Genomic DNA, 16,467 nt, shown 5'->3' with positions numbered 1-16,467 from the left:
GCAAGAACGGAGAGCCGTCGATTGACACTAAGGGCGGAGTGACATATTTTCAGGAGTGAGGGTAAGCGGGGTTTCCCCCGCTTTGATGACTTAGTAAGCCGGTAAGCTAATCACTAAGAGCACCACGATGATGATCCACTTCATCATGACCCTTTCCTTATTTAGGGCCCCTTCCTCGGGAGGGGCTTTCCCGTTTCAGCGTCCCGCTGAAATCGTCGGCTTACCTCCTTTCGCCCTGTACCCAGTCTATCGATGACTTACGGATAAAATAGTTTCCCATGTGATTATTGCGTAACGTCTCGCAAAGAATATTTGCAGGCAGGATCGCAGACTGCAAAGTCTGTGGATTGACAATCTGACCGTGAGGGCATACTTTCAGGAGTGAGGGTAGAGCGGGGTTTCCCCCGCCCTGGTAGTCTTAGTAAGCTGGGTAGCTAACGACTAAGAGCACCACGATGATGAGTATCTTCATCATGACCCTTTCCTTATTTAAGGCCCCTTCCTCGGGAGGGGCTTTCCCGTTTCAGCATCCCGCTGAAATCTTCGGGTTACCTCCTTATTGCCATGTACGCAGTCTATCGCTAACCTGCGTATAAAATAGTTTCCTGTGTCATTACTGGATGCATGCTCGCAAAGCGCACCGTCATTCAGACGATTCCCGAAACTGTTTCATAATTCCTCCATTTTTCTCCCTTATTGGCTGGCTACACTAGTATCATTCCGCGAAACGTTTCAGGAAGAGAAACTCTTAACGATGAAAGGCAGTTATAAATCCCGTTGGGTAATCGTAATCGTGGTGGTTATCGCCGCCATCGCCGCATTCTGGTTCTGGCAAGGCCGCAATGAATCCCAGAGCGCAGCACCAGGTGCGACGAAACAAGCGCAACATCCACCTGCGAGTGGTCGCCGTGGTATGCGTTCCGGCCCATTAGCCCCGGTTCAGGCGGCGACCGCCGTAGAACAGGCAGTTCCGCGTTACCTTACCGGGCTTGGCACTATTACCGCTGCTAACACCGTTACGGTGCGCAGTCGCGTAGATGGTCAACTGATGGCGTTACATTTCCAGGAAGGCCAGCAGGTCAAAGCAGGCGATTTGCTGGCAGAAATTGACCCCAGCCAGTTCAAAGTTGCATTAGCACAAGCCCAGGGCCAACTGGCAAAAGATAAAGCCACGCTTGCCAACGCCCGCCGTGACCTGGCGCGTTATCAACAACTGGCAAAAACTAATCTCGTCTCCCGCCAGGAGCTGGATGCTCAACAGGCGCTGGTCAGTGAAACCGAAGGCACCATTAAGGCTGATGAAGCGAGCGTCGCCAGCGCACAACTACAACTCGACTGGAGCCGGATTACTGCGCCAGTCGATGGTCGCGTTGGCCTGAAGCAGGTTGATGTTGGTAACCAAATCTCCAGTGGCGACACCACCGGGATTGTGGTGATCACCCAGACGCATCCTATCGATTTAGTCTTTACCCTGCCGGAAAGCGATATCGCTACCGTTGTGCAGGCACAAAAAGCCGGAAAACCACTGGTGGTTGAAGCCTGGGATCGCACTAACTCGAAGAAATTAAGTGAAGGCACGCTGTTAAGTCTCGATAACCAAATCGATGCCACTACCGGTACGATTAAAGTGAAAGCACGCTTTAATAATCAGGATGATGCGCTGTTTCCCAATCAGTTTGTTAACGCGCGCATGTTAGTCGACACCGAACAAAACGCCGTGGTGATCCCCACCGCCGCCCTTCAAATGGGCAACGAAGGCCATTTTGTCTGGGTACTGAATAGCGAAAATAAAGTCAGCAAACATCTGGTGACACCGGGCATTCAGGACAGTCAGAAAGTGGTGATCCGCGCAGGTATTTCTGCAGGCGATCGCGTAGTGACGGACGGCATTGATCGCCTGACCGAAGGAGCGAAAGTGGAAGTGGTGGAAGCCCAGAGCGCCACCGCACCGGAAGAGAAAGCCACCAGCCGCGAATACGCGAAAAAAGGAGCGAGCTCCTGATGCAGGTGTTACCCCCGAGCAGCACAGGCGGCCCGTCGCGCCTGTTTATTATGCGTCCTGTCGCCACCACGCTGCTGATGGTGGCGATCTTACTCGCCGGGATTATCGGTTATCGCGCCCTGCCCGTTTCGGCGCTGCCGGAAGTGGATTATCCGACTATTCAGGTGGTTACACTCTACCCTGGCGCCAGCCCGGATGTGATGACCTCTGCCGTTACCGCGCCGCTCGAACGCCAGTTTGGGCAGATGTCCGGCCTGAAACAGATGTCGTCGCAAAGTTCCGGCGGTGCGTCGGTTATCACTTTGCAGTTCCAGCTAACATTACCGCTGGATGTCGCCGAGCAGGAAGTACAGGCCGCGATTAACGCCGCTACTAACCTGTTGCCGAGCGATCTGCCTAACCCGCCGGTTTACAGCAAAGTGAATCCGGCAGATCCGCCGATCATGACGCTTGCCGTCACCTCAACCGCCATGCCGATGACGCAAGTGGAAGATATGGTGGAAACCCGCGTCGCGCAGAAAATCTCACAGATTTCCGGCGTCGGACTGGTGACGCTTTCCGGCGGTCAGCGTCCGGCCGTTCGCGTCAAACTTAACGCCCAGGCGATTGCCGCCCTCGGTCTGACCAGCGAAACCGTGCGCACCGCCATTACCGGCGCTAACGTCAACTCGGCTAAAGGCAGCCTCGACGGCCCTTCCCGCGCGGTCACGCTTTCCGCGAACGACCAGATGCAATCCGCCGAAGAGTATCGCCAGCTAATCATCGCCTACCAGAACGGCGCGCCGATTCGTCTGGGCGATGTCGCAACTGTAGAGCAAGGTGCAGAAAACAGCTGGCTCGGCGCGTGGGCGAACAAAGAACAGGCCATCGTGATGAATGTTCAGCGCCAGCCCGGTGCTAACATTATCTCCACCGCCGACAGCATCCGGCAGATGCTGCCACAGCTCACCGAGAGTTTGCCGAAATCGGTGAAGGTGACGGTACTTTCTGACCGTACTACCAATATCCGCGCATCGGTCGACGATACCCAGTTTGAGCTGATGATGGCTATCGCGCTGGTAGTAATGATTATCTACCTGTTTTTGCGCAATATTCCGGCGACCATCATTCCCGGCGTCGCAGTGCCGCTGTCGTTAATCGGCACCTTCGCGGTCATGGTGTTTCTCGATTTTTCAATCAATAACCTGACGTTGATGGCGTTAACTATCGCCACCGGATTCGTGGTCGATGACGCCATCGTGGTGATCGAAAACATTTCCCGCTATATCGAAAAAGGTGAAAAACCGTTGGCGGCGGCGCTCAAGGGCGCGGGTGAAATCGGCTTTACCATTATCTCGCTGACCTTCTCACTGATTGCGGTGTTGATCCCACTGCTGTTTATGGGCGATATCGTCGGGCGACTGTTCCGCGAATTTGCCATTACTCTGGCAGTCGCGATTTTGATCTCAGCCGTGGTGTCGCTGACCCTGACACCGATGATGTGCGCGCGGATGCTCAGCCAGGAGTCGCTGCGTAAACAGAACCGCTTCTCCCGTGCCTCGGAAAAAATGTTCGACAGGATAATCGCCGCCTATGGACGTGGACTGGCGAAAGTGCTGAATCATCCGTGGCTGACCTTAAGCGTGGCGCTCAGCACGCTGCTGCTTAGCGTTCTATTGTGGGTGTTCATTCCGAAAGGCTTCTTCCCGGTACAGGACAACGGCATTATTCAGGGCACTTTGCAGGCGCCACAATCCAGCTCCTTTGCCAATATGGCCCAGCGGCAACGCCAGGTCGCGGACGTGATTTTGCAGGACCCGGCAGTGCAAAGCCTGACCTCATTTGTTGGTGTTGATGGCACTAACCCGTCGCTGAACAGTGCGCGTTTACAGATCAACCTCAAACCGTTGGATGAACGTGATGATCGGGTGCAAAAAGTCATCGCCCGTCTGCAAACGGCGGTAGATAAAGTGCCGGGCGTCGATCTCTTCCTGCAACCAACGCAGGACCTGACCATCGATACTCAGGTCAGCCGCACCCAGTACCAGTTTACCTTGCAGGCCACGTCACTGGATGCGCTCAGTACCTGGGTGCCGCAGCTCATGGAAAAACTCCAGCAGCTGCCACAGCTTTCTGATGTCTCCAGCGACTGGCAGGACAAAGGGCTGGTGGCGTATGTCAATGTTGATCGCGACAGCGCCAGCCGTCTGGGGATCAGCATGGCGGACGTCGATAACGCCTTGTACAACGCGTTTGGTCAGCGACTGATTTCCACTATTTATACTCAGGCTAACCAGTATCGCGTGGTGCTGGAGCACAACACCGAAAATACTCCTGGGATTGCGGCGCTGGATACCATTCGCCTGACCAGCAGCGACGGTGGCGTGGTGCCGCTAAGCTCAATTGCCAAAATTGAGCAGCGTTTTGCCCCGCTCTCCATCAACCATCTGGATCAGTTCCCGGTAACGACCATCTCCTTTAACGTGCCGGATAACTATTCGTTGGGCGATGCGGTGCAGGCGATTATGGACACCGAAAAGACGCTGAATCTGCCAGTGGATATCACCACGCAGTTCCAGGGCAGCACCCTCGCCTTCCAGTCGGCGCTGGGCAGCACTGTCTGGCTGATTGTCGCAGCGGTGGTGGCGATGTATATCGTGCTCGGCATTCTGTACGAGAGCTTTATTCACCCCATCACTATTCTCTCGACGCTACCCACCGCAGGGGTCGGCGCACTGCTGGCGTTAATGATTGCCGGTAGCGAACTGGATGTGATTGCGATTATCGGCATTATTTTGCTGATCGGTATCGTGAAGAAGAACGCCATCATGATGATCGACTTCGCGCTGGCTGCCGAGCGCGAGCAAGGCATGTCGCCGCGCGATGCTATTTACCAGGCTTGTCTGTTGCGTTTTCGTCCGATCCTGATGACCACCCTGGCGGCTCTGCTTGGCGCGCTACCGCTGATGTTGAGTACCGGGGTCGGCGCGGAACTGCGTCGTCCATTAGGCATTGGTATGGTTGGTGGTCTGGTTGTCAGCCAGGTGCTGACGCTGTTTACCACGCCGGTGATTTATCTGCTGTTCGACCGCCTGGCATTGTGGACAAAAAGCCGCTTTGCCCGTCATGAAGAGGAGGCGTAAGTGAAGTTTTTTGCCCTCTTCATTTACCGCCCGGTGGCGACGATTTTACTGTCGGTTGCCATTACCCTGTGCGGCATTCTGGGCTTCCGTATGCTGCCGGTCGCCCCGCTGCCGCAGGTTGATTTTCCGGTGATTATGGTCAGCGCCTCGCTGCCCGGTGCATCGCCAGAGACAATGGCGTCTTCCGTTGCCACGCCGCTGGAACGTTCGCTTGGGCGCATTGCCGGAGTCAGTGAAATGACCTCCAGCAGTTCGCTCGGCAGCACACGCATTATTTTGCAGTTTGATTTTGACCGAGATATCAACGGCGCGGCGCGTGATGTGCAGGCGGCGATCAACGCCGCGCAAAGTTTGCTGCCCAGCGGGATGCCAAGCCGTCCGACCTATCGCAAAGCGAACCCGTCGGATGCGCCAATTATGATCCTGACGCTAACCTCCGATACTTATTCGCAAGGTGAACTGTACGATTTCGCCTCAACACAGCTTGCCCCGACGATTGCGCAAATCGACGGTGTCGGTGATGTCGATGTCGGTGGCAGCTCGCTGCCCGCCGTGCGCGTCGGGCTGAATCCGCAGGCGCTGTTTAATCAGGGCGTCTCGCTGGACGATGTACGCTCCGCCATCAGCAATGCCAACGTGCGTAAACCGCAGGGGGCGCTGGAAGATGATACCCATCGCTGGCAGATCCAGACTAACGATGAACTGAAAACCGCCGCTGAATATCAGCCGCTGATTATTCATTACAACAACGGCGGCGCGGTTCGTCTGGGCGATGTGGCGACGGTGACGGATTCAGTGCAGGATGTGCGCAACGCCGGGATGACCAACGCCAAACCGGCTATTTTGCTGATGATCCGCAAACTGCCAGAAGCCAATATTATCCAGACGGTAGACAGCATCCGGGCGAAATTACCGGAGTTGCAGGAAACCATTCCGGCGGCAATTGATCTGCAAATTGCCCAGGATCGCTCGCCCACCATTCGCGCCTCGCTGGAAGAAGTCGAGCAAACGCTAATTATCTCGGTGGCGCTGGTGATTCTGGTGGTGTTTTTATTCCTGCGCTCGGGTCGCGCCACTATTATTCCCGCCGTTGCGGTGCCGGTTTCGCTGATTGGTACGTTTGCGGCGATGTACCTGTGCGGATTCAGTCTCAATAACCTTTCGTTAATGGCGCTCACCATTGCTACTGGTTTCGTGGTGGATGACGCCATCGTGGTGCTGGAAAACATTGCCCGTCATCTGGAAGCGGGGATGAAACCACTACAGGCCGCGCTACAAGGTACTCGCGAAGTCGGTTTTACGGTGCTGTCGATGAGTCTGTCACTGGTGGCGGTGTTCCTGCCGCTGCTGTTGATGGGCGGATTGCCGGGCCGCCTGTTACGCGAGTTTGCCGTGACGCTTTCTGTCGCCATTGGTATTTCGTTGCTGGTTTCCCTGACGCTAACGCCGATGATGTGCGGCTGGATGCTAAAAGCCAGCAAGCCGCGTGAGCAAAAGCGACTGCGTGGTTTTGGTCGCATGTTGGTAGCCCTGCAACAAGGCTACGGCAAGTCGCTGAAATGGGTGCTCAATCATACCCGTCTGGTGGGCGTGGTGCTGCTTGGCACCATCGCGCTGAATATCTGGCTGTATATCTCGATCCCGAAAACCTTCTTCCCTGAGCAGGACACCGGTGTGTTGATGGGCGGGATTCAGGCGGATCAGAGTATTTCGTTTCAGGCGATGCGCGGCAAATTGCAGGACTTCATGAAAATTATTCGTGACGATCCGGCAGTGGATAATGTCACTGGCTTTACCGGCGGTTCGCGAGTGAACAGCGGGATGATGTTTATCACTCTCAAGCCACGCAACGAACGCAGCGAAACGGCGCAGCAAATTATCGACCGTCTGCGCGTGAAGCTGGCAAAAGAGCCAGGAGCGAATCTGTTCCTGATGGCGGTACAGGATATTCGCGTTGGCGGACGTCAGTCGAACGCCAGTTACCAGTACACGTTGCTGTCCGACGACCTGGCGGCACTGCGCGAATGGGAGCCGAAAATCCGCAAAAAACTGGCAACGTTGCCGGAACTGGCGGACGTGAACTCCGACCAGCAGGACAACGGCGCGGAGATGAATCTGGTTTACGATCGCGACACCATGGCGCGGCTGGGAATCGACGTGCAGGCTGCCAACAGCCTGCTGAATAACGCCTTCGGTCAGCGACAAATCTCGACCATTTACCAGCCGATGAACCAGTATAAAGTAGTGATGGAGGTGGATCCGCGCTATACCCAGGACATCAGTGCGCTGGAAAAAATGTTCGTTATCAATAACGAAGGCAAAGCGATCCCGCTGTCGTATTTCGCCAAATGGCAGCCCGCGAACGCGCCATTGTCGGTGAATCATCAGGGATTATCGGCAGCCTCGACCATCTCATTCAACCTGCCGACCGGGAAATCGCTCTCGGACGCCAGTGCGGCAATCGACCGCGCAATGACCCAGCTTGGTGTGCCTTCGACGGTGCGCGGCAGTTTTGCCGGAACAGCGCAGGTGTTCCAGGAGACGATGAACTCGCAAGTGATCCTGATTATCGCAGCGATCGCCACGGTGTATATCGTACTGGGGATGCTGTATGAGAGTTACGTACATCCGCTGACGATTCTCTCCACATTGCCTTCGGCGGGCGTCGGGGCGCTGCTGGCGCTGGAGCTGTTCAATGCCCCGTTCAGCCTAATCGCCCTGATAGGGATCATGCTATTAATCGGCATCGTGAAGAAAAACGCCATTATGATGGTCGATTTTGCGCTTGAAGCCCAACGCCACGGTAACCTGACGCCGCAGGAAGCTATTTTCCAGGCCTGTCTGCTGCGTTTTCGCCCGATTATGATGACCACCCTGGCAGCACTGTTTGGCGCGCTGCCGCTGGTATTGTCGGGCGGTGACGGCTCGGAGCTACGGCAACCCCTGGGGATCACCATTGTCGGCGGTCTGGTAATGAGTCAGCTCCTGACGCTGTATACCACGCCGGTGGTATATCTCTTTTTCGACCGTCTGCGGCTGCGTTTTTCGCGTAAACCTAAACAAACGGTAACCGAGTAAATGACAGATCTTCCCGACAGCACCCGCTGGCAATTGTGGATTGTGGCTTTCGGCTTCTTTATGCAGTCGCTGGACACCACCATCGTTAACACCGCCCTTCCCTCAATGGCGCAAAGCCTCGGGGAAAGCCCGCTGCATATGCACATGGTCATTGTCTCTTATGTGCTGACCGTGGCGGTGATGCTACCCGCCAGCGGCTGGCTGGCGGATAAAATCGGCGTGCGCAATATTTTCTTTACCGCCATCGTGTTGTTTACCCTCGGTTCACTGTTTTGCGCGCTTTCCGGCACGCTGAACGAACTGTTGCTGGCACGCGCGTTACAGGGCGTTGGCGGTGCGATGATGGTGCCGGTCGGCAGGTTGACGGTGATGAAAATCGTACCGCGCGAGCAATATATGGCGGCGATGACCTTTGTCACGCTGCCCGGTCAGGTCGGCCCGCTGCTTGGCCCGGCGCTCGGCGGTTTGCTGGTGGAGTACGCCTCCTGGCATTGGATCTTTTTGATCAACATTCCGGTGGGAATTATTGGTGCGATCGCCACGCTGATGTTAATGCCGAACTACACCATGCAGACGCGGCGCTTCGATCTCTCCGGCTTTTTATTGCTGGCGGTTGGCATGGCGGTATTAACGCTGGCGCTGGACGGCAGTAAAGGTACAGGACTGTCGCCGCTAACCATCGCCGGACTGGTGGCGGTTGGCGTGGTGGCACTGGTGCTTTATCTGCTACACGCCAGAAATAACCACCGCGCTCTTTTCAGTCTGAAACTGTTCCGCACTCGTACCTTTTCGCTGGGCCTGGCGGGGAGCTTTGCCGGACGTATCGGTAGCGGCATGTTGCCCTTTATGACGCCGGTTTTCCTGCAAATTGGCCTTGGTTTCTCACCGTTTCATGCCGGATTGATGATGATCCCGATGGTGCTTGGCAGCATGGGGATGAAGCGAATTGTGGTGCAGGTGGTGAATCGCTTTGGTTATCGTCGGGTACTGGTGGCGACCACGCTGGGTCTGTCGCTGGTCACCCTGTTGTTTATGACCACCGCGCTGCTGGGCTGGTACTACGTTTTGCCGTTCGTCCTGTTTTTACAAGGAATGGTCAACTCGACGCGTTTCTCCTCCATGAACACCCTGACGCTGAAAGATCTGCCAGACAATCTGGCGAGCAGCGGCAACAGTCTGCTGTCGATGATTATGCAATTGTCGATGAGTATCGGCGTCACCATCGCAGGGCTGTTGCTGGGACTTTTTGGTTCGCAGCATGTCAGCGTCGACAGCGGCACCACACAAACTGTCTTTATGTACACCTGGCTTAGTATGGCGTTTCTTATCGCCCTTCCGGCGTTCATCTTTGCCAGAGTGCCGAACGATACGCATCAAAATGTAGCTATTTCGCGGCGCAAAAGGAGCACTGAATGAAGTTCTGGCGGCCCGGCATTACCGGCAAACTGTTTCTGGCGATCTTCGCCACCTGCATCGTCTTGCTGATCACGATGCACTGGGCGGTACGTATTAGTTTTGAGCGTGGTTTTATTGATTACATCAAGCATGGCAATGAGCAACGGCTGCAAATGCTTGGCGACGCGCTTGGCGAGCAATACGCCCAGCACGGTAACTGGCGTTTTCTGCGTAATAACGATCGCTTCGTATTTCAGATCCTGCGTTCGCTTGAACACGATAGCAACGACGATAAGCCCGGCCCCGGTATGCCACCACACGGCTGGCGTACCCAGTTCTGGGTGGTCGATCAAAATAACAAAGTGCTGGTTGGCCCACGCGCACCCATTCCACCGGACGGTACACGGCGGCCCATTCTGGTCAATGGTGTGGAAGTCGGCGCGGTGATCGCTTCCCCCGTTGAACGCCTGACGCGCAATACCGATATCAATTTTGATAAGCAACAGCGGCAAACCAGCTGGCTGATTGTGGCTTTATCTACTTTATTGGCGGCGCTGGCGACATTTCCACTGGCACGCGGTTTGCTGGCACCGGTAAAACGGTTAGTTGACGGCACGCACAAACTGGCGGCGGGCGATTTCACCACTCGCGTGACGCCCACCAGCGAAGATGAACTGGGGAAACTGGCACAAGACTTCAACCAGCTTGCCAGCACGCTGGAGAAAAACCAGCAAATGCGCCGCGATTTTATGGCCGATATTTCTCACGAACTGCGTACGCCATTAGCGGTGCTGCGCGGTGAACTGGAAGCCATTCAGGATGGCGTGCGTAAATTCACGCCGGAGACGGTGGCGTCTTTACAGGCGGAGGTCGGCACACTGACCAAACTGGTTGACGATCTCCATCAGTTGTCGATGTCTGATGAGGGCGCTCTCGCCTACCAAAAAGCACCGGTAGATTTGATCCCACTGCTGGAAGTGGCGGGCGGCGCATTTCGCGAACGATTCGCCAGCCGTGGCCTGAAACTGCAATTTTCCCTGCCAGACAGCATTACCGTATTTGGCGATCGCGACCGTTTAATGCAGTTGTTCAATAATTTACTGGAAAACAGCCTGCGCTACACCGACAGCGGCGGCAGCCTGCAAATCTCCGCAGAACAGCACGATAAAACGGTGCGCCTGACCTTTGCCGACAGCGCGCCGGGCGTCAGTGATGATCAGCTGCAAAAACTGTTTGAGCGTTTTTATCGCACCGAAGGTTCCCGCAACCGTGCCAGCGGCGGTTCCGGGCTGGGGCTGGCGATTTGCCTGAACATTGTTGAAGCGCATAATGGTCGCATTGTTGCCGCCCATTCGCCTTTTGGCGGGGTAAGCATTACAGTAGAGTTACCGCTGGAACGGGATTTACAGAGAGAAGTATGACCGAGTTACCTATCGACGAAAACACGCCGCGTATTTTGATCGTGGAAGATGAACCCAAGCTGGGGCAGTTGCTCATTGATTATCTGCGTGCCGCGAGCTACGCGCCAATACTTATCAGCCACGGCGATCAGGTACTACCGTACGTGCGCCAGACGCCGCCGGATCTGATCCTGTTGGATCTGATGCTCCCAGGCACCGATGGTCTGACGCTGTGCCGGGAAATTCGTCGTTTTTCCGATGTCCCAATTGTGATGGTGACGGCGAAAATCGAAGAGATCGATCGCCTGCTGGGGCTGGAAATTGGTGCTGATGACTATATCTGCAAGCCGTACAGCCCGCGTGAAGTAGTGGCGCGCGTCAAAACCATTTTGCGCCGCTGCAAACCGCAGCGCGAGTTGCAGCAACAGGATGCCGAAAATCCGTTGATTATCGACGAAGGTCGTTTTCAGGCTTCATGGCGTGGCAAAATGCTTGACCTGACGCCTGCGGAATTTCGTCTGCTGAAAACGCTCTCCCATGAACCGGGTAAAGTATTCTCCCGCGAGCAATTGCTCAATCATCTTTACGACGACTACCGCGTGGTAACCGACCGAACTATCGACAGCCACATTAAAAACCTGCGCCGCAAACTGGAATCTCTCGACGCCGAACAGTCATTTATCCGCGCCGTTTACGGCGTCGGTTACCGTTGGGAAGCTGACGCCTGCCGTATTGTTTAGCCTGTTCCTTTTAATGGCAGTCTCAAACTACAACGCGTACCGTTCCGTCGCCCACTGAGTATTATTACCCTCTCTGAAAAAGAGAGGGATAAAGCCGTGCTCGTATTCAGATTTCAGCATATTTATCAGTAATCTCCCCCATGCATTAGAGGGTATTCCCCTGATTGGCAACCACCTGAATATCACCCATACTTAAATGGTTACATACTGTTTTCGATACGCAATTTCAAGCAAGGAGTCAATATGGCTGGTTGGTTTGAACTTAATAAGAGCAGTGATAATCAGTTCCGTTTTGTGTTAAAAGCGGGAAACGGAGAAATCATTCTCACAAGCGAATTGTATGCCTCAAAAGCCTCTGCGGAAAAGGGCATCGCCTCGGTACAAAGCAACAGTCCGCAGGATGAACGCTATGAGAAAAAGACGGCGAGCAACGGCAAGTTTTATTTCAATCTGAAAGCGGCAAATCATCAGATAATTGGCTCCAGCCAGATGTATGCTACCGCTCAATCACGCGAAGTCGGAATTGCCTCTGTAAAAACCAATGGCGTAAGCCAGACGGTGAAAGATAAGACTTAATCATTGTGCCGGGCGCGGATAACGCGCCCGGCTTTATTTCTAATAAACACTGGCTTATTGATACTAAGGATCAATCCTCGCCATTAAAATAATGGGAGGATAAGTTTCATATTAGGTGAAAGAATTTTTGTTCTTCTTTTTGAACGCCACGTTATTTATTTCCTGCAAGTGCCGAAGAAATTATCATTATTCGCATCCTTACCAAAACCAGGAGACGACCAGACATTTACACTGGAGCCAACCCCACCGATTGCGCTACAATGCCCGCCCTTAAAGTGGGGACACTCCCCTAACCGCTTCATCAGGTGAAGCGGATCTGACCTGTCATCAGAACGAGAGAATTATGTTTAAACCGGAACTCCTTTCCCCGGCGGGAACGCTGAAAAATATGCGTTACGCTTTCGCTTATGGCGCAGATGCTGTTTATGCGGGCCAGCCGCGTTACTCCCTGCGTGTGCGCAACAACGAATTCAACCACGAAAATCTTCAGCTCGGCATCAATGAAGCCCATGCGCTGGGGAAAAAGTTTTATGTCGTGGTCAACATTGCGCCGCACAACGCTAAGCTGAAAACCTTTATCCGTGACCTGAAACCGGTAGTGGAAATGGGGCCGGATGCGCTGATTATGTCTGATCCTGGGCTGATTATGCTGGTGCGTGAGCACTTCCCTGAAATGCCAATCCACCTTTCCGTGCAGGCTAACGCCGTAAACTGGGCGACGGTAAAATTCTGGCAGCAAATGGGCCTGACCCGCGTGATCCTCTCCCGTGAACTATCACTGGAAGAGATTGAAGAGATCCGCAATCAGGTGCCGGATATGGAGCTCGAAATCTTCGTTCACGGCGCACTGTGCATGGCCTACTCCGGTCGCTGCCTGCTCTCTGGCTATATCAACAAACGCGACCCGAACCAGGGCACCTGCACCAACGCCTGCCGCTGGGAGTACAACGTCCAGGAAGGTAAAGAAGATGACGTCGGCAACATCGTACACAAATACGAGCCGATTCCGGTGCAAAACGTTGAACCGACGCTGGGTATCGGCGCGCCAACCGACAAAGTGTTTATGATCGAAGAGGCCCAGCGTCCGGGCGAGTATATGACCGCGTTTGAAGACGAACACGGCACTTACATCATGAACTCGAAAGATCTGCGCGCTATCGCACACGTTGAACGCCTGACCAAAATGGGCGTGCATTCGCTGAAAATCGAAGGCCGCACCAAATCTTTCTACTATTGTGCACGCACCGCGCAGGTTTATCGTAAAGCTATCGATGATGCCGCTGCGGGCAAACCGTTCGACACCAGCCTGCTGGAGACGCTGGAAGGTCTGGCGCATCGCGGCTATACCGAAGGTTTCCTGCGTCGCCATACGCATGATGATTATCAGAACTACGAATACGGTTATTCCGTTTCTGACCGCCAGCAGTTTGTTGGTGAGTTTACCGGTGAGCGTAAAGGCGACCTCGCGGCGGTAGCGGTTAAAAACAAATTCTCCGTTGGCGACAGCCTTGAGCTGATGACTCCACAGGGCAATATCAACTTTACCCTTGAGCATATGGAAAACGCCAAAGGCGAAGCGATGCCGGTTGCGCCGGGCGATGGTTATACTGTGTGGATCCCAGTCCCGCAGGATCTCGAACTGAACTACGCGCTGCTGATGCGTAATTTCTCTGGGGAAACCACGCGTAACCCGCACGGCAAGTGATTAATTTCAAGTATTTTTCCCAGATAGAAAATTCTTAGAAACCGATCACATACAGCTGCATTTATTAAGGTTATCATCCGTTTCGCTGAAAAACATAACCCATAAAATGCTAGCTGTACCAGGAACCACCTCCTTAGCCTGTGTAATCTCCCTTACGCAGGCTTATTTTTTTGCACCACGACTTTCATCCTGTTCTGACTCCACCTTCTCTTTTCTGCTCTACACTTTCTAAAGATCAATAATAAAGGCATACGACGATGGCCGATTTTCCCGCCAGTTTGCTGATTCTTAACGGCAAAAGTGCTGACAATGAAACATTGCGCGAGGCGATTATGCTGTTGCGTGAGGAGGGAATAACGATCTATGTACGGGTCACCTGGGAGAAAGGTGATGCCGCGCGTTTTGTGACTGAAGCGCGCCAACTCGGCGTCGCGACAGTGATAGCAGGCGGTGGTGATGGCACAATTAATGAAGTCTCCACGGCGTTGATTCAGTGTGAAGGCGATGACATTCCTGCTTTGGGGATTTTGCCGCTAGGTACAGCGAATGATTTCGCCACCAGCGTGGGGATCCCTGAGACACTGGATAAGGCGTTGAAACTGGCGATTGCCGGTAACGCTATTGCAATTGATATGGCGCAGGTTAACAGGCACACCTGTTTTATCAATATGGCAACGGGCGGGTTTGGTACGCGTATCACCACCGAAACACCGGAAAAATTAAAAGCCGCGCTGGGGGGAGTCTCTTACATCATTCATGGCTTAATGCGCATGGATACATTGCAACCGGACCGTTGTGAAATCCGCGGTGAAAACTTTCACTGGCAAGGTGACGCCCTGGTCATTGGTATTGGTAACGGGCGTCAGGCCGGTGGCGGTCAGCAATTGTGTCCGAACGCGTTAATTAACGATGGCTTGCTGCAACTGCGCATTTTTACCGGAGATGAAATTCTTCCGGCCCTCGTATCAACATTAAAATCTGACGAAGATAACCCGAATATTATCGAAGCCGCTTCGGCGTGGTTCGATATAAAAGCACCACACGAAATTACGTTTAATCTTGATGGCGAACCGTTGAGTGGACAAAACTTTCATATTGAAATACTTCCGGCGGCGCTGCGTTGTCGATTACCACCGGATTGTCCGTTATTGCGTTAATCAAATTATTCTCTCTTGAATTAGGGAGAGTTAGTTATGCCGGATGCGGTGTGAGCGCCTTATCCGGCCTACGGGGCTGTGCTGTGTGTAGGCATGATAAGACGCTTCAGCGTCGCATCAGGCGTAGGCTATCGGATGCGGCGAGAACGCCTTATCCGTCATACGTGGCAGTGCTGGTCGTACAAAGCACATCAGGCGATAGTAATTTTGCTATCGAGATAAACGTCCTGCACGGCGTTAATCAGTTTCACGCCGTCAGCCATCGATTTCTTGAACGCCTTACGTCCAAGAATCAGCCCCATTCCACCAGCGCGTTTGTTGATGACCGCAGTACGCACCGCATCACTAAGGTCGGTTTCACCGCCTGCAGCACCGCCGGAGTTAATCAGCCCTGCACGCCCCATATAGCAGTTAGCTAACTGATAACGCACCAGATCAATCGGGTTTTCACTGGTCAGCTTGCTGTACACGCGATCGTCGGTATAACCGTAATTAATCGCTTTATAGCCGCCGTTATTTTCCGCCATTTTTTGTTTGACGATATCTGCACCGATGGTCGCCGCCAGATGGTTCGCCTGACCAGTCAGGTCGGCGGAAACATGGTAATCAACGCCATCTTTCTTAAAGGCGGAGTTACGCAAATAGGCCCACAGCACTGTCACCATGCCCAGCTCGTGCGCACGTTCAAAGGCCGCAGAAATTTCTTCAATCTGGCGACGTGACTCTTCCGAGCCAAAATAGATAGTCGCACCAACCGCCACCGCGCCCATGTTGAACGCCTGCTCCACGCTGGCATACAGCGTTTGATCGTAGGTGTTCGGGTAACTTAGCGTCTCGTTGTGATTAAGTTTGACGAGGAATGGAATGCGATGCGCATAACGCCGCGATACCGACGCCAGCACGCCGTAAGTTGACGCCACACAGTTACAGCCCGCTTCGATCGCCAACTCCACAATGTTCTTCGGGTCAAAGTAGAGCGGGTTAGCGGCAAATGAAGCTCCGGCAGAGTGCTCGATGCCCTGGTCAACAGGCAGAATAGAAAGGTATCCTGTGCCGGCCAGACGCCCGGTGTTGTAGAGCGTCTGCATATTACGTAACACCGCTGGCGGACGATTATTGTCAATCATCACGCGGTCTACGTAATCATGTCCGGGGAGATAAAGCTGGTCAGAAGGAATAGTCATACAACGGTGCTGTAAAAGGTTGTCGGCGTCTTTGCCAAGCAACTGCGCAATATCTGTCATTACTATGCTCCCGTAAATTCCGATTGGATATCGGCTATGGATTGTCCT

Annotated in this window: 12 protein-coding genes; 9 read left to right on the top strand and 3 right to left on the bottom strand. The window is 53.9% G+C overall.

The window, feature by feature from the left end; genetic code table 11:
* Positions 1-90: 90 nt before the first annotated feature.
* The gene (locus AACS80_RS13280; protein WP_106907789.1) at positions 91-147 is read right to left on the bottom strand and encodes a type I toxin-antitoxin system Ibs family toxin; all 57 of its coding nucleotides are present in this window, start codon (positions 145-147) and stop codon (positions 91-93) included.
* Positions 148-418: 271 nt separating this feature from the next.
* Entirely contained in the window at positions 419-475 is a 57-nt protein-coding gene (locus AACS80_RS13275; RefSeq protein ID WP_100249771.1) for a type I toxin-antitoxin system Ibs family toxin, read from the bottom strand.
* Between the two features lie 279 nt (positions 476-754).
* On the opposite strand from AACS80_RS13275, the gene mdtA reads away from it, so the two are divergent.
* The 9 genes from mdtA (at position 755) to yegS (ending at position 15,175) form a co-directional block, all read left to right on the top strand.
* Entirely contained in the window at positions 755-2,002 is a 1,248-nt protein-coding gene (gene mdtA / locus AACS80_RS13270) for a multidrug efflux RND transporter subunit MdtA (protein WP_135410151.1), read from the top strand.
* On the top strand, positions 2,002-5,124 hold the full coding sequence (gene mdtB, locus AACS80_RS13265) for a multidrug efflux RND transporter permease subunit MdtB (RefSeq protein WP_130260023.1): 3,123 nt from the start codon (positions 2,002-2,004) through the stop codon (positions 5,122-5,124). The genes mdtA and mdtB overlap by 1 nt, the downstream gene beginning before the upstream one ends.
* Positions 5,125-8,202, top strand: a complete 3,078-nt coding sequence (gene mdtC / locus AACS80_RS13260) for a multidrug efflux RND transporter permease subunit MdtC (RefSeq protein ID WP_138183819.1) — start codon at positions 5,125-5,127, stop codon at positions 8,200-8,202. It begins immediately after the preceding gene.
* Positions 8,203-9,618, top strand: coding sequence for an MFS transporter (locus AACS80_RS13255; RefSeq protein ID WP_135407301.1), 1,416 nt, complete (start codon positions 8,203-8,205; stop codon positions 9,616-9,618). It begins immediately after the preceding gene.
* On the top strand, positions 9,615-11,018 hold the full coding sequence (baeS, locus tag AACS80_RS13250; RefSeq protein WP_135407303.1) for a two-component system sensor histidine kinase BaeS: 1,404 nt from the start codon (positions 9,615-9,617) through the stop codon (positions 11,016-11,018). The genes AACS80_RS13255 and baeS overlap by 4 nt, the downstream gene beginning before the upstream one ends.
* Complete coding sequence (gene baeR / locus AACS80_RS13245) at positions 11,015-11,737, top strand: two-component system response regulator BaeR (protein WP_130206968.1); 723 nt, start codon at positions 11,015-11,017, stop codon at positions 11,735-11,737. The genes baeS and baeR overlap by 4 nt, the downstream gene beginning before the upstream one ends.
* A 243-nt stretch (positions 11,738-11,980) precedes the next feature.
* Positions 11,981-12,313 carry a YegP family protein gene (locus AACS80_RS13240; RefSeq protein ID WP_130206970.1) on the top strand — a complete coding sequence of 111 codons (333 nt, stop codon included), beginning with the start codon at positions 11,981-11,983 and terminating at the stop codon, positions 12,311-12,313.
* 343 nt (positions 12,314-12,656) lie between these two features.
* Positions 12,657-14,018 (top strand): prephenate-dependent tRNA uridine(34) hydroxylase TrhP, encoded by a 1,362-nt coding sequence (gene trhP, locus AACS80_RS13235; protein WP_000476028.1) that lies wholly within the window; start codon positions 12,657-12,659, stop codon positions 14,016-14,018.
* A 257-nt stretch (positions 14,019-14,275) separates the two neighbouring features.
* Complete coding sequence (gene yegS, locus AACS80_RS13230; RefSeq protein WP_135410152.1) at positions 14,276-15,175, top strand: lipid kinase YegS; 900 nt, start codon at positions 14,276-14,278, stop codon at positions 15,173-15,175.
* A 191-nt stretch (positions 15,176-15,366) separates the two neighbouring features.
* On the opposite strand, the gene fbaB is transcribed toward yegS, so the two are convergent.
* Positions 15,367-16,419 carry a class I fructose-bisphosphate aldolase gene (gene fbaB / locus AACS80_RS13225; protein WP_097489005.1) on the bottom strand — a complete coding sequence of 351 codons (1,053 nt, stop codon included), beginning with the start codon at positions 16,417-16,419 and terminating at the stop codon, positions 15,367-15,369.
* Positions 16,420-16,467: the final 48 nt, after the last annotated feature.

Source organism: Escherichia sp. E4385, assembly GCF_963883145.1.
Lineage (GTDB): Bacteria > Pseudomonadota > Gammaproteobacteria > Enterobacterales > Enterobacteriaceae > Escherichia.
This window is presented reverse-complemented; position numbering and strand designations above follow the sequence as displayed.